We start from the raw sequence: 14,047 nt of genomic DNA, 5'->3' as shown, positions 1-14,047 counted from the left end.
TTGTGTGATTGACTGAGTGTTCATTTCCTATTATTCCGGCGCAATCGGGAAATACAATGCCGGATTATTCAGGCGGCTTCAGAGTGAGCGGCCGGAGTGCGTAAACTGTTTCCGGAGGAGTTCCTTCAAACCGGTTTTGTCGGTTTTCCCAGCGGCGTAGTCGATTACGGTTCCGTCGGGATGTGTGATGAGTGTGACGGGAGTTCCGGTTATATTGTAACGGGTGAAAAGTTCAGCTGCACCAGAACTGTCGGCGTAGATTTCCACAGGTATAAAGTGTTTGTTGACTTCGGCGGCGATCTCGTTGTCGGCCCACACAGTGCGTTTCATGATCCGGCAGGGCGAACACCAGGCGGCAGTGAAAAACAGAATCATGGGTTTATCGGTTTTCAGCGCGGTCTTCTGAGCTTCGGTGTAGCTTCCTGCCCAGGCAACGTCGTTGGACGGGGCGTAAAAGCAATACCAGGCAGCGGCGAGCGAAAAGGCAAGAAAGGCGAGCCAGAATATCTGCGATATTCGTTTCTTTATGCCGGGACGCTGCTGGGTTTCAGGGATTTCGGGCGTTTTTTCGTTTTCCATGCTCTCCTCCTGCATTCGGTGTCTTTTGAATGAAAATCATACCCGAAATAACGGGTTCCCCGATACGGCAAACAGCAACTTTCAAGGAAGTGCAATTTAAGATGGTTCTACTGTAGGAATCACCATGTTCTTTAATATCCATTCTGTTTTAATGGTCGTGAAAATATAGAAAGGCACTGACAATCACCGGGAATCCTTTCCGTGGTTTCAGTGACCTTGTGGCTGAAGGAGATTTCCGATGTGGATTAAAAGCTGTTTAATGATTCTGCTGTTCTCACTGTCTGTTTGCGCTTTTGAAAAGCCGAACATCGTACTGCTGTTTGCGGATGATGCGGGGTACGGGGATTTCGGTTTTCAGGGCAGTCATCATTTCAGGACGCCGCATCTGGATGCGCTGGCGGAGGACGGCGTTGTGCTGACCCAGTTTTATGTGTCGGGGGCCACGTGCGGACCGTCGCGCGCCGGTCTGCTGTCGGGGCGCTATCAGCAGCGTTTCGGGTTCGAAGAGATTAATGTGCCGGGAATTATGAGTCCGAATTCAAAACTGCTGGGCGACGAAATGGGCCTTCCGACTGATTTTCCAACCCTTGGAAACTATCTGCAGGATCTGGGCTATAAAACCGCAGTTTTCGGAAAATGGCATATGGGGGTGGCGGACCGGTATCATCCGCTGAAACGCGGCTTTGATGAGTTCTACGGGTTCCGTGGCGGGGCGCGCAGCTTTTTCCCGTATCCGCAGCCGGAGAAACAGAAACATGAAAATCTGCTGGAACGGAATTTCGGGGAATACAAAGAACACAAGGGTTATTTGACGGACGCGCTGGCGGATGAAGCGTGCGATTTTATCACGCGTCACCGGGATAAGCCGTTTTTTGCCTATGTTTCGTTCAATGCGGTGCACACGCCGATGCAGCCGGATCCGAAAGATAAAGATGAGTTTCCGCAGCTCACAGGAAACCGCCGCAAAGTGGCGCAGATGACGCTTTCGCTGGACCGCGCGTGCGGAAAAATTATCGGTATGCTTAAGGAATTGGGGCTCTACGAAAATACGCTGATTGTTTTTTCAAACGACAACGGTGGGCCGATGGATAAAAACGGGTCGAGCAACTATCCGTTTTCCGGGGTGAAGGGCACGCAGCTGGAGGGTGGAATCCGCGTTCCCGGCGTGGTGGCCTGGCCGGCGAAACTTCCAAAGGGTGGAACCTATGATTTCCCGATGATTACGCTGGACCTGATTCCAACTTTTGTAACTGCGGGCGGCGGAGTTCCGGCGGAAATGCTGGACGGGGTCGATATGCTTCCGTATCTGCTGGGGGAAAATAAGGAGCGGCCGCATCAGACGCTGCACTGGAAGATGGAGACTCGCGGGGCGATCCGTGACGGCGACTGGAAACTGCTGCGTTTTCCTGATCGGCCGCCGCGCCTGCATAATCTGGCGACGGATCCCGGGGAGCAGGTGAATCTGGCGGCGGAATATCCGGATCTGGTGAAGGAGCTCTTTAAAAAGCAGTTTGAATGGGAAATGGAGCTGGAGCGTCCGCGGTTTATGCTTCGTCGTGAGGAGGAGGCCTTGTCGGCCCGCCGGGCCGATGAATTTTCGGTGCCTCCTGCTGCCGATTACTAATCGGCAAAAGATTCGACTGTGACCCGGAAAATTTCGGATTTTCAGCCACCGGGGCCGCATTTCGGATCCGGTGTATTTTTATGTTTTCCATGGAGCATGTTCCAGCCTTTGGAAAAGGATCGCAACTTCGTACAGGAGTGCAATCGCGGGCAGTTATCTTATAAGATCAGCTATGTTGGCTGATTTCAACCTGTGGCAATAAATAGAACCTCCCGGAAGGACAGCGTGTGTTCCGACGGGAAAGAAGAGAAGAAAGTGTGATGATGAAACGGATAACGATACTATCTGGAGTAACGGCAGTTATGGTGAGCAGCAGTTTTGCGGCACAGAAGGACTGGGAGAATGAACAGGTGTTCGAGCGTAATAAGCTCGGTGCCCGGGTGCCGGCCTATTCCTATAAAACAGCGGAGGATGCGCTGGCCGGGGATCGTGCAGTTGCGCGCATGCAGTCGCTTAACGGGATATGGAAATTCAAGGCTGTGCCGACCGAGGATGAACGGCCGAAGGATTTCATGGCACCCGATTTTTCCGGTGAGGGCTGGGACGATATTGAGGTTCCTTCCAACTGGGAGCTGAAGGGGCATGGGCAACCGATCTATTCCAATATTACCTATCCGTTTACTCCGGGGATTCTCGATACCAACCTGACCTACGATTGGAAGGGGCCGCAGCCTCCGGTTCCGCCGAAGATCTATCGCGATAGTCCGGTGGGCAGTTATTTCCGCGATTTTGTCGTTTCCAAGGATTGGAAAGACGATTCGGTGATTCTGCATTTCGGCGGGGTGTCGTCGGCTTTTTATGTGTGGGTGAACGGCGAAGCGGTAGGCTATAGTCAGGGCAGCCGTCTGGCGGCGGAATTTGATATTACCGATTATGTGCAGGCGGGAACAAATCGTTTGGCGGTGCAGGTATTCCGCTGGAGCGATGGATCGTATCTGGAAGATCAGGATATGTGGCGGCTGAGCGGAATTCACCGTGAAGTGCTGTTGATGGCTCAGCCGAAGGTTGCGATCAATGATATGTATGTTCGCGCATCGCTCGACGGACAGTATAAACACGGCAAACTGGAAATCCGCCCGCGTCTTTGGGTGAAAAATGATCCGGCTGAATTGGAGGGATGGACGGTTTCCGCGGAGCTGTTCGACGGAGCGGAACCGGTATTTGCCGAACCGCTCTCGTGTTCCGCAAAAAAAATCTATGAAGAGCGCTGGCCGCCGCGGGATCACCCGGTATTCGGCTTTATGAAATCAGAGATCCGGAATCCGAAGAAATGGACGGCGGAAACGCCGAATCTGTATCGACTGGTGCTGACGCTGAAAAATTCAAAGGGCGAAGTGGTGGAGGCGCGGAGTCAGGATATCGGTTTCCGCAGTGTGGAGTTCGGTCCGGAAAATCAGCTGCTGATTAATGGTGAAGAGGCGAAGCTGATGGGGGTGAACCGGCATGATCATAGTCATCTGCACGGTAAGGCGCTGACGCGTGAGGAAATGCGTAAAGATGTCGAGCTGCTGAAGCAGTTTAATTTTAATGCGGTTCGGACGAGCCATTATCCGAACGATCCCTATTTTCTGCAGCTGTGCAATGAGTACGGAATTTATGTGATGGATGAGGCGAACATTGAGACGCACCATCTCGGCGGATATATCGCCAATCAGCCATCATGGAACGGGGCGCTGTTGAGCCGTGTTACGCGGATGGTGGAGCGGGATAAAAATAATCCGAGTATCATTTCGTGGTCGCTGGGTAATGAATCGGGAACGGGGCCGGGTTTTGCAGCGGCGGCCGCCTGGGTGAAATATTATGATCCGTCGCGCTTTATTCATTATGAAGGTGCGCAAGGCGATCCGACGCATCCGGATTATATTGAGGAAGCGGATGTCGGTTATAAGGTTACAAAGTGGCCGGTTTTTGCGAACCCGACCGATCCGGGTTATGTGGATGTAATCAGCCGGATGTATCCCGAACTGCGCCAGCTGGTGGCGTTGAGTGAAAGTGAACAGATTCAGCGTCCGATTGTGATGTGTGAATATCTGCATGCGATGGGCAACTCGATCGGCGGGCTGGATGATTGGTGGAAAGAAATCCGCGCACGCAAAAATCTGATTGGCGGATTTATCTGGGACATGATTGACCAGGGCCTGCAGACGACCAACGAAAACGGTGAGGTCTTTTTTGCGTATGGCGGCGATTTCGGTGATATCCCGAACGATGAAAACTTCTGTTTCAACGGTGTTTTTGCATCGGACCGCACGCCGAATCCGCATGCGTGGGAATGTAAATATGTTTTCCAGCCGGTGGAAATTTCGGATGAGGGGGATCGGACGGTTAAAATTGTAAACCGGTTCAGTTTCACGAATCTCAAAGCATATGAAATCCGCTGGAGCTTTTCTGAAAACGGTGCGGAGCAGCAGTCCGGCGTGCTGGAACCGCTGGACCTTGAACCGGGTCAGGCCGTTGTGGTTGAAATTCCGGCCGACCTTTCGGATGTGCGCGAAGATGCAGAGTGTTGGCTGCGGGTGAGCGTGCATGAAACGCGTGACCGGCTTTGGGCGGAAAAAGGGTTTGAAGTTGCCAGGGAGCAGATACTGGTCCGGCCGGCGAAGCCGAACCCGGGCTATGCCTCCACGGTGCGCGGAGAAGTTACGTTTAAGGAAAACAACCGTGTTGTTGCAATCAGCGGCCCTGATTTTTCGGCGGCCGTTTCGAAACAGGACGGTAATCTGATTTCGTATACCGTGAACGGTGTACAGCAATTGGCGGCGCCGATGATGCCGAATTTTAACCGTCCGCCGATTGATAACGATACGAGAGGGCGTGGCTGGAAGCCGTACAGTGCCGCGAAAAAAGTGTGGGGGAATCTGCCGGAAGGTTTCCGGGTTACGCAGGTTGAAGCGTCTCCGTATGGAGAGCATACCGTGCGTGTTTCTGTGGTCCGCGAAGTGGAGCAGATCAAATTGACAACGATCTACACTTTCTTCAGCGATGGTGCGGTGGAGGTGCAGATGGAACTGGATGCCGATGCCGCACTGCCGGACCTGTACCGGATCGGTATGACGCTGGGCGTTCCGGGTGGATATTCCGACGCGGCGTATTACGGACGGGGTCCCTGGGAAAACTATGAAGACCGGAAGCTCAGTGCCGACGTGAATGAATTTTCACTGAAAACCGAAGAGCTGTTTCACAGCTATGCGATGCCGCAGGAAAACGGGAAGCATTGTGATGCGCGATGGCTCAAACTGTCCGACGGTACGCGGGCGCTGAAATTTAAAGGAGCCCCGACATTCGGATTTTCAGTCTGGCCTTATTCTGCAGAACAGCTCGCCGCGGCGAGGCATCCTTTTGATCTGAAACTGCAGGGTTTCTATACCGTGAATATTGATCTCGTGCAGGCGGGGCTGGGCGGAACACTGACCGATACGCTGCCTCAGTATCTGATTGAGCCGGGAACGTATGCGCTTGAATTTATGATGATTCCGGAAAACTAAACAGGAATGAAAAGATGAAGAAAACCACATTACACGGTTTAGCGTTAGCGTGCATTTTTGCGCTGTCTACGGCGGCCGGTTCCGGTCAAAAGGTTTCCTTGAAGGAACAGGCGCTGGTGAAAATCGGTGAATTGGAAACGCTGATGGATCAGGCCCGCGCGAAGGAGTTGTGTGTGGCGCGTGAAGAAACCGTAGTGTGGTTTTCTAAGGAGTTCATTAAATTTGCAGACTGGGATGAAGCCCATAAGGAGGCGAATGAATATCTGTTCGGCGTCTACCATCAGCCCTTCAAAAGCCGGAAGAAGGAACTGGCGGAACAGCTGCCGGATTTTGAGCGGCAGAAAGTGATTGAACTGCTGGACAAGGGCATTGCCACGTTGAATTCGGTGATCCGCGGTGAGATCGTCCGCTGTCCAGTGAAGCGGGTGGACTGGGAGAATATTGACGTTGCTGAGGATGTTCTTCTGAGCAATGGAAAACCGATTTTTCTGTATGATTATTTTTCCAAATCCGTTGGCCGTCCGCTGACTGATAAACAGGTGTATAATGACCATCTGGGGGCGATTTTTCACGGGGGTGAAAACCTGTATCCGGTGGATCACGACCGGGCGATCAACTCGTTTCTGCTCAAAGAAGACGGATCGTGGGATGAGGAACTGCTGAAAGAAATTACCGGGATTTCTGATACAAACGTCGGGTTTCTGCTGTTCTGGAACGGCGGGATTCCGGAGTGGGTGCTGGAGAAAGAACCGGAGGCGGATAAAGGGCGCAGCCTTTTCACCGGCTATGATATCGATAACCCGCTGGTGCGTGAGGTGTGGGGGAAAATCGCCCGTAAGTCCGGCGAGCTTACCCGCGGAAAAAAAGTGACCCAGCTCGGCTACATTCTTTCCAATGAGCCGCACTGGTATGCGGCGAAGGAGCACTGGACCCAGCGGTATAAAGAGATGAATTCGATTTCTTCGTATACGAAGGCCAACTTTAAAGTGTGGCTGAAGGAAAATTATAACGGGGATATCGGAAAACTGAATGCACTCTGGAAAACCGGATTTCAATCATTTGATGAAATTAGCTATCCGTTCCCGCTGCCGCGCTCGCTGCGGGGCTCGCCGCTGTGGTATGATTTCTGCCGCTTTAATATGGACCGGGTAACGGATTGGTTTACCTATATTCAGAACGAATTACGTAAAGGAAATCCGGAGGCGGATACCAGCATCAAACTGCAGCCCAATCTCTTTTCCGAAAACTATCGCTCGCATGGCATTGATGTGGAGGCGTTGACGGAGCTGACGTCAATGATCGGCGATGATGCCAAAACGAAATGGATCCGGAATCTGAATGCCAAACAGCCTGAGCCATGGGAGGCGCACTATGCCTATTTCTGGGAAGAGCTGAGTATGACGTATGATTTCCTCGAATCAGTTGCGCCGAACAAGATTCACTTCAATTCGGAAAATCATTTTCTTTCGGCTTCGTGGGTACGCGAGCTGGATATGCCCGAGGAATATGTGCGCAACGTTTACTGGCTGGCGACAATCCAGGGGATGGATGCGAATCTGGCCTGGTGGTGGGCACGCGATCCGGACGGATCTCCGGAAAACCGTATGGAAGGCGAACTGAATTTCTTTGATCCGGCACTGGCCGGTTCTTATGCGGCTTCGGCCAATCAGCAGCCGCATGTGGTGAATGAAGTGACGCAGGTGATGTATGACCTGAACAGTGTTTCGGAAGAAATTATGGCGATTCGCCGGCAGCGTCGTCCGGTCCGTCTGTTCTATTCGGAAACCTCGGCGATCAATAAACACCGTCACATGAGCGAACAATTTGAGTTGTATGAACAACTGTTTTTTGAAGGGTTTCCGCTGGGCTATATGACGGAAAAAATGCTGAGCAAACAGGATCACAGCCAGTGGGATACGGTGGTGGTGTATAAAACCCCGTTTGTGACCGATTCCGAATTTGCGGCTTTGCAGCAGTATCTGGACGGAGGCGGTACGGTGATTGTCGATGCCCTGAGCCTGGGAAAAAATCAGTATGGGCAGCCCCGTGCAGAAAAACTTTCCGCCGGAAAAGGACGGCTGGTTATGTTGCCGAAAAGTGCAACGGTCGAGCAGATTCAGCAGAAGGTTCTGGCCCTGAGCCCGGGAACAAAACTGCCGGTAGTTGTTTCGGAGGATAATGGATCAACGCATAAAGGCTGTACCTGGCGTGTGGTGAAAAATCCGAACGGAGAAGGTTATCTGGTTAATATTCTTAATCTGGGGAAACACACGGCCGAGCTGCAGCTGAAGGATCTGAACGGAAAGCCGGTGGATGCGGGTGATGTGCTTACGGGGAAATCGATGGGTTCTGCATTTTCGCTGGAACCCAACGGGGTGCTGCTGCTGGACGTTGCGGCGCAATAGAGGGGAACAATGAAAAACTATCAGAGAAATGCTTTTGTCTTTGCCACGATTGTGGCGATCGGCGGGCTGGTATTCGGGATTGATGCCGTACTCATTTCCGGCACGACCAGCTATATTACTGAAGAGTTCGGTCTTACACCGGATATGCTGGGCAATGTGGTTTCCTCCACGTTGCTCGGCGTGCTGATTGCACTGCCGTTTGTCGGGCCGATGTGCAACAGCTTCGGCCGAAAACGGGTCATACAGATGATTGCAACGCTCTATCTGATTTCGGCCGTCGGCTCCACTTTTGCGCCGGGCTACTGGACCCTTTTTATTGCTCGTTTTATCGGCGGACTGGCATTCAGCTCCATCACGCTGGCCTCGATGTATATCGGCGAAATTTCTCCGCCGAGCTGGCGCGGAAAGCTGGTGGCGATGACGCAGATCAATATTGTGATCGGTCTGACGCTGGCTTATTTCATCAACGACGCGATTTTCAAAGCTTCGGTTTCCGGCACCGGCTGGGCGGAATCGCTGGGGTTTGCGGATCATACCTGGCGCTGGATGCTGGGTTCTGAAATTCCGGCGGCGGCGATCTGGCTGATTCTTCTTTTCTTCATTCCGGAAAGTCCGTCGTGGCTGTTTTATAAAGGGCGTGAGGCGGAAGCGCGTGACGTACTCACAAAGCTGCTGCCCGATGATGAAATCGACCATCACCTTGATGAGATGCGTGAAAGTATGGCCGAAAATGCCCATGATCACGATATCCTGACGCAGTTCAGGGAGATCTTCGGTCGGCGTATGCGTCTGATTCTGGTGATTGCTGTGACGTTTGCCATTGCGCAGCAGGCATCGGGAATTAATGCCATTATGTTTTATGCTACCACGGTGGTGGAGCAGTTGGGTTTCGGCACAGATGCCGCCTTTGCGCAGACGGTTCTGTTTGGCGTGGCGAGCCTGGTCTTCACTATTGTGGCGCTGCTGCTGGTCGATAAACTCGGCCGCCGTCCGCTGATCGTCGGCGGTATGCTCTGGATTATTGCGAGTCTCGGTGTCGGCGCCTACAGTTTTTCACAGGCGACCTATACCCTGCCGGAGACCACGGTTGTCGAGCTTGCGGAATCCGGTACGTTTCCGCAACCGGAACGGCTGGGGGCGATTGCCGGTGTGGAATACCACAGTGATGTGGAGTTTAAGGCCGCCATTGCAGAGGTGCTCGGGGAAAAGGATGCACGGAATAATCAGAGCCTGTTGATTCAGAAAGCCGCTCAGATGAATGCCATGCTGATTTTTATCTGCATGCTCAGTTTCATTGCGGCCTTTCATTTTTCCATCGGTCCGATTATGTGGATTGTTTTTTCGGAGATTTTTCCGATTGCTCTGCGCGGGATTGCGATTCCGCTTTTTGGATTTATCAGTACTTTTATCAGCTGGAGTGTGGCGAAGTTTTTTCCGGTACAGCTTGATACGCTGGGCATGGCTTCCACGCTGCTGACGTATGCGGTCTGTGTGGCCGTTGGACTGGTGATTCTGTTTTTCTCCTTCAAGGAGACGAAAGGTCTTTCGATTGAAGAGATTCAGCAGAAGCTGGTTATTAAAGACGAGGACTGATTTTTAAACCTGAAACCTTAGGATGTTAACCATGAGTATTCCTGCAGTGACCGACAATTCGGCCAGTCCGTTTGTGAAGTTTAAATCGATCGGCATCGGCGAGTGCCGCTGGACAGGTGGTTTCTGGGCCGACAAATTCAAGCAGTGCGAAGAGACGATGGTCCCGTATATGGGCGAGGTGCTGAAGGGCGACGTCGGCCATGCCTACAACAATTTTAAAATCGCTGCCGGACTGATGGCGGGAGAACACAAAGGATTCTACTGGCACGACGGCGACTTTTTTAAATGGATGGAGGCCTGTGTTCATATTTATGCCATCAACAAAGACGAAAAGCTGATGGATGAACTGGATGAAATCCTGCAGCTGATGGCGGAGGTGCAGGAAGACGACGGATATCTGCACACCTACATTCAGATTAATAACATCGGTCATTTTTCAAACCGGAAATATCATGAGATGTATAACTGCGGCCATCTCTATACCGCGGCCTGCATTCATCATCGTGTTACCGGGAAAACCAATTTTCTCGACATTGCGGTAAAAAATGCGGATCTGCTTTACAGCCTTTTCCAGCCTCAGCCGCCGGAGTTGGGACGCTTCGGATTCAATCAGTCGCAGATTATGGGGTTGTCCGAGCTGTACCGCACCACCAGAGATGCACGCTATCTCGAACTGGCCGGAATCTTCATTAACAACCGGGGAAAATATCCGGTGGTGCATGATTCGACAACGGAGGGGTATCCGATCGGCGACATGGTGCAGGAGACGGTTGCTATACGCGAAGAGACTGAGGCCGCAGGGCATGCCGTATTGGCGCTTTACTACTATGCTGGAGCGGCTGATGTTGCCGCTGAGACCGGAGAACAGGCGCTGCTGGATGCCCTTGACCGGTTGTGGAACAGCGTGGTGAATCGGAAGATGTATGCCACCGGCGCTGTCGGGCAGACCCATTTCGGTTCTTCGCCGCGTCGGCAGCTCATTGAAGAAGGTTTTATTGATGACTACAAAATGCCGAATACAACGTCGTATAATGAAACCTGTGCCAATATTGCAAATGCCATGTTCAGCTATCGTATGCTGGGGATTAAAGGGGAGTCAAAGTATGCGGACATCATGGAACTGGTGCTGCATAACAGTGCGCTGGTGGGGATCGGTCACAGCGGGAAGGATTATTTCTATGCCAATCCGCTGCGCTTTGTTCATGGTCAGCGTGATTACGGCGAAGATCTCGAAGCGACGGAATCGCCGCACCGCGAACCCTATTTGGAATGCTTTTGCTGTCCGCCGAATCTGGTGCGAACCATTGCAAAGGTTTCCGGCTGGGCGTACAGCCTGACGCCCAACGGGGTGTCGGTGAATCTCTATGGGGCGAATCAGCTCTCTACTCATCTGCAGGATGGCTCTGCTCTTAAACTGCGCCAGCAGACGGACTATCCGTGGGATGGTTCCGTGACGATTACGATGGAGGAGTGTAAAGCCGATGCGTTTGATCTCTATCTGCGTATTCCGGAATGGGCGGAAAATGCGACGTTGAGCGTGAATGGGGAAGCGGCCGGTGTGGCGGTTAAAGGCGGCGAGTTTGCCGTGCTGAGCCGTGCATGGAAAACGGGCGATACGGTTGAGCTGAACCTGCCGATGGACGCGGTGTTTATTGAAGGACATCCGTATATCGAGGAGGTGCGCAATCAGGTGGCGGTAAAACGCGGGCCGTTGCTCTACTGCATTGAATCTCCGGATCTGCCGAAAGGGGAATCAATTCTCGATGTCTACCTGCAGGGGGATGCCGAGCTCAAGGTGGAAGATCGGCCGGATCTGCTCGGCGGCATGAAAGCCATCAGTACTGAAGTGTTGTTGCGCAATGACACCGATACAAGCGGGATGTATCACCGGGTTTCCAAGCCGGACTTCAAACCGTTTAAAGCTCAGTTGATTCCGTACTATGCCTGGAGCAATCGCGGAACTGCGGAAATGACCGTATTCATGCCGATGAACTGGTCCTGATCTGTTCTTTCCAGAGTTTGGAAAAAGGAAGGTTTCGGCCTTCCTTTTTTTCGGGATAAATGAAGTGCGGCGGAATTGTATAATTTGCGCCGAACGGAAACGGCATGCGGCTAAGCGGTAGGCCGCTTCCGGTCCTTTTGGTTTTTCGTGTTAAATTTTCAGCTGCTGTTTTTTCACAAACGAACCATTTAGTGCAATACGTGTTATGTATCGTAAAACATCGGCTGTTCTAAAAAATGATATCCCGTGGGAACCTGAACGTAATCAAATAGGGAAAAGGTCACGGAGGTGCCGGGCCTCTTCTCTGAACAGAAAACAGGAGGAACCCATAATGAAAACAGGATATGCACTATGCACGCTTTTCGGTGCCGGCCTGATCGCGAGTCAGGTACAGGCAGGAATCACGTTTGAAGATGATTTTGAAAACTATGCGCTCGGAGATACACCGAGTCCTACGAATGTCTGGGTTGATGCGGGGCCGATGACGGTGACCAACGGAGGGGTTTGGGGATCGCAGTGGGTAAATAATGTCAGCACCGGCGGCTGGGGATTTGCAACACTCGATATGCCGGATGCCGCAGTGATGACGCTTTCGTTTGATGCTTATTTTGATACGGCGGATTTCGGAGACGGTTACATGCGCATGAACATGGTCGGAGATCTTGGGAATTTGAACCGGCTGGACTGGGGGAGAAACTGGGACATGCGAAAAGGCACGGAATTCAGTATGGATAAAGTGCAGCATTTTGATGTCGTTATGAATCAGAGCGGAGCAACGGTGGCCTATAACGGAACGACCATTGATCATAACAGCTTTGCCGTCTGGGTGGAGGGTTCGCTGGCCAGCCCAAATGCCGGTTCGGTCGGTCCTGGTGGGGAATACACCATGGACCAGGCCGATTCGGAGAATAATACGCTGATCACCAGGATCGGGCTCTGGGTTAATTCCGCGGCGGTACAGTTTGATAATATCGAGGTGCGTGATGAAGCGTACGTGATTCAGTATCCGTGGGACACGGTGTTTGATTATGAGTTTGACGGTACAGATGACAACACGGTTTTCTCGAATCTGGGGGGATGGGACAGTCTGAATCAGTGGGGCTTCGGTTTTATCAATACGAATGCCGCCGGGGCGCGGCTGGTGCACCGTCCGGGAAGTACAGAGCCGGAGTTTGAAGTCAACAAAAAGGGCTGGAACTGGCGTGGGGTGCTTCATACCAACGGTTTGGGTCGTGCAGTGGTGACCAATGAAACGATTGAGTTTAAAATGGATTACACCCTGTTTGCCCACCCTGCCCGTGAAACCCGTAACGGGATCGATTTTTTCCTGACCACCAATAATACGGCACTTGCGGATAATACCGCTCCGTATGAGGCTTCGCAGCAGTATTTCGGCAGTGAACCCGAAGCGCAGATGGGCTTCCGCACGAAACAGCTCAACTGGGATGTCGGAGGCGATTGGCCGGATGGGGGATTCGGGGTTTCGCTGGATCCTGCCCGTGCCAGTGATGTGCAGGTTTCCATGAGCCTGAATGCGATTGGTGTTAGCAATCTTACCGGCGGGGCTGCGGATATCGAAAGCACTCCGATGACGATTACCTATACGGCTCAGAAAACCACCAATTCAGGCATCTGGCGCGTGGGTGTTGAGGTGCTGGATGCCAACGGGGGCGTGTTGCAGTCGTACAGCGACAGCAGCTATACCAATCAGGTTCTCTATGATGCCGTTGATATTTACTTCGGAATGTATGCGTATCACAACGCAGAAGGTGAAGAAGGGGCGGAAATGGACAACATGCGGCTGCGGATTCTGGATGAGGCCGAGCCGGTTTACACCGCCTACGAAGACTTCCTGATCACCTACGGTATTCTGGGCGAAAGTAAAACCGCTGACGGCGATGCGGATGGTCTGAATAACTGGGGGGAATATGTGTTCGGCGGAAATCCAACCAATGGAAACGATGTGGGAACCCAGCCTGTGTTTGATGCGGATACCGGAAATTATATCTTCCACCTGATCGGAGATCATTCGGTGATTGCCCATGTTCAGGAGACCGATGATCTGGTGCTCGGCACTTGGTCGACTATTGGCACGGTGGCGGTTTCGGAAACCAACAGGGTTCTGAATGCCTATACCAACAACACAGGGTCCGCGGAAAACAAAAAGTTCCTGAAGCTGCTTGTTGATTAACATATTGAACGGATTGAATGGAGAGAGGTGCCCGGCGTTGCAAAGGGGGCCTCTTTTCTTCTGCAGAATGCGTTCCCGGGATAATCATCGTTGAATAAAACGGTCAACCAGAGATCAGCTTTGTGCTGTATTGACCATGTTGTAATGCAGGGGAACGCGGCATATTGA

At 52.2% G+C, this 14,047-nt stretch carries 7 protein-coding genes; 6 read left to right on the top strand and 1 reads right to left on the bottom strand.

The genetic code is table 11. The features are described 5' to 3' along the window. Positions 1–78 precede the first annotated feature (78 nt). The gene (locus tag P9H32_RS04000; protein ID WP_322607582.1) at positions 79–579 is read right to left on the bottom strand and encodes a thioredoxin family protein; all 501 of its coding nucleotides are present in this window, start codon (positions 577–579) and stop codon (positions 79–81) included. A gap of 238 nt (positions 580–817) precedes the next feature. Between P9H32_RS04000 and P9H32_RS03995 the strand changes: the two genes are divergently transcribed. The 6 genes from P9H32_RS03995 to P9H32_RS03970 all read left to right on the top strand — a co-directional run bounded on the left by P9H32_RS03995 (position 818) and on the right by P9H32_RS03970 (position 13,879). Then, complete coding sequence (locus P9H32_RS03995; protein WP_322607581.1) at positions 818–2,203, top strand: sulfatase-like hydrolase/transferase; 1,386 nt, start codon at positions 818–820, stop codon at positions 2,201–2,203. Positions 2,204–2,463: 260 nt separating this feature from the next. Beyond that, positions 2,464–5,688, top strand: a complete 3,225-nt coding sequence (locus P9H32_RS03990; protein WP_322607580.1) for a glycoside hydrolase family 2 TIM barrel-domain containing protein — start codon at positions 2,464–2,466, stop codon at positions 5,686–5,688. Between the two features lie 14 nt (positions 5,689–5,702). Further along, positions 5,703–8,093 carry a hypothetical protein gene (locus P9H32_RS03985; RefSeq protein WP_322607579.1) on the top strand — a complete coding sequence of 797 codons (2,391 nt, stop codon included), beginning with the start codon at positions 5,703–5,705 and terminating at the stop codon, positions 8,091–8,093. A 9-nt stretch (positions 8,094–8,102) separates the two neighbouring features. Further along, complete coding sequence (locus P9H32_RS03980; RefSeq protein WP_322607578.1) at positions 8,103–9,686, top strand: MFS transporter; 1,584 nt, start codon at positions 8,103–8,105, stop codon at positions 9,684–9,686. Positions 9,687–9,717: 31 nt separating this feature from the next. Further along, positions 9,718–11,688: a glycoside hydrolase family 127 protein gene (locus tag P9H32_RS03975; protein ID WP_322607577.1), complete on the top strand. Its 1,971-nt coding sequence runs from the start codon at positions 9,718–9,720 to the stop codon at positions 11,686–11,688. 331 nt (positions 11,689–12,019) lie between these two features. After that, the gene (locus P9H32_RS03970; RefSeq protein ID WP_322607576.1) at positions 12,020–13,879 is read left to right on the top strand and encodes a hypothetical protein; all 1,860 of its coding nucleotides are present in this window, start codon (positions 12,020–12,022) and stop codon (positions 13,877–13,879) included. The last annotated feature ends 168 nt before the right edge of the window (positions 13,880–14,047 follow it).

This window comes from Pontiella agarivorans (assembly GCF_034531395.1).
GTDB lineage: Bacteria > Verrucomicrobiota > Kiritimatiellia > Kiritimatiellales > Pontiellaceae > Pontiella > Pontiella agarivorans.
The sequence above is the reverse complement of the archived record's forward strand: the minus strand, read 5'-3'. Positions and strand labels throughout refer to the sequence as shown.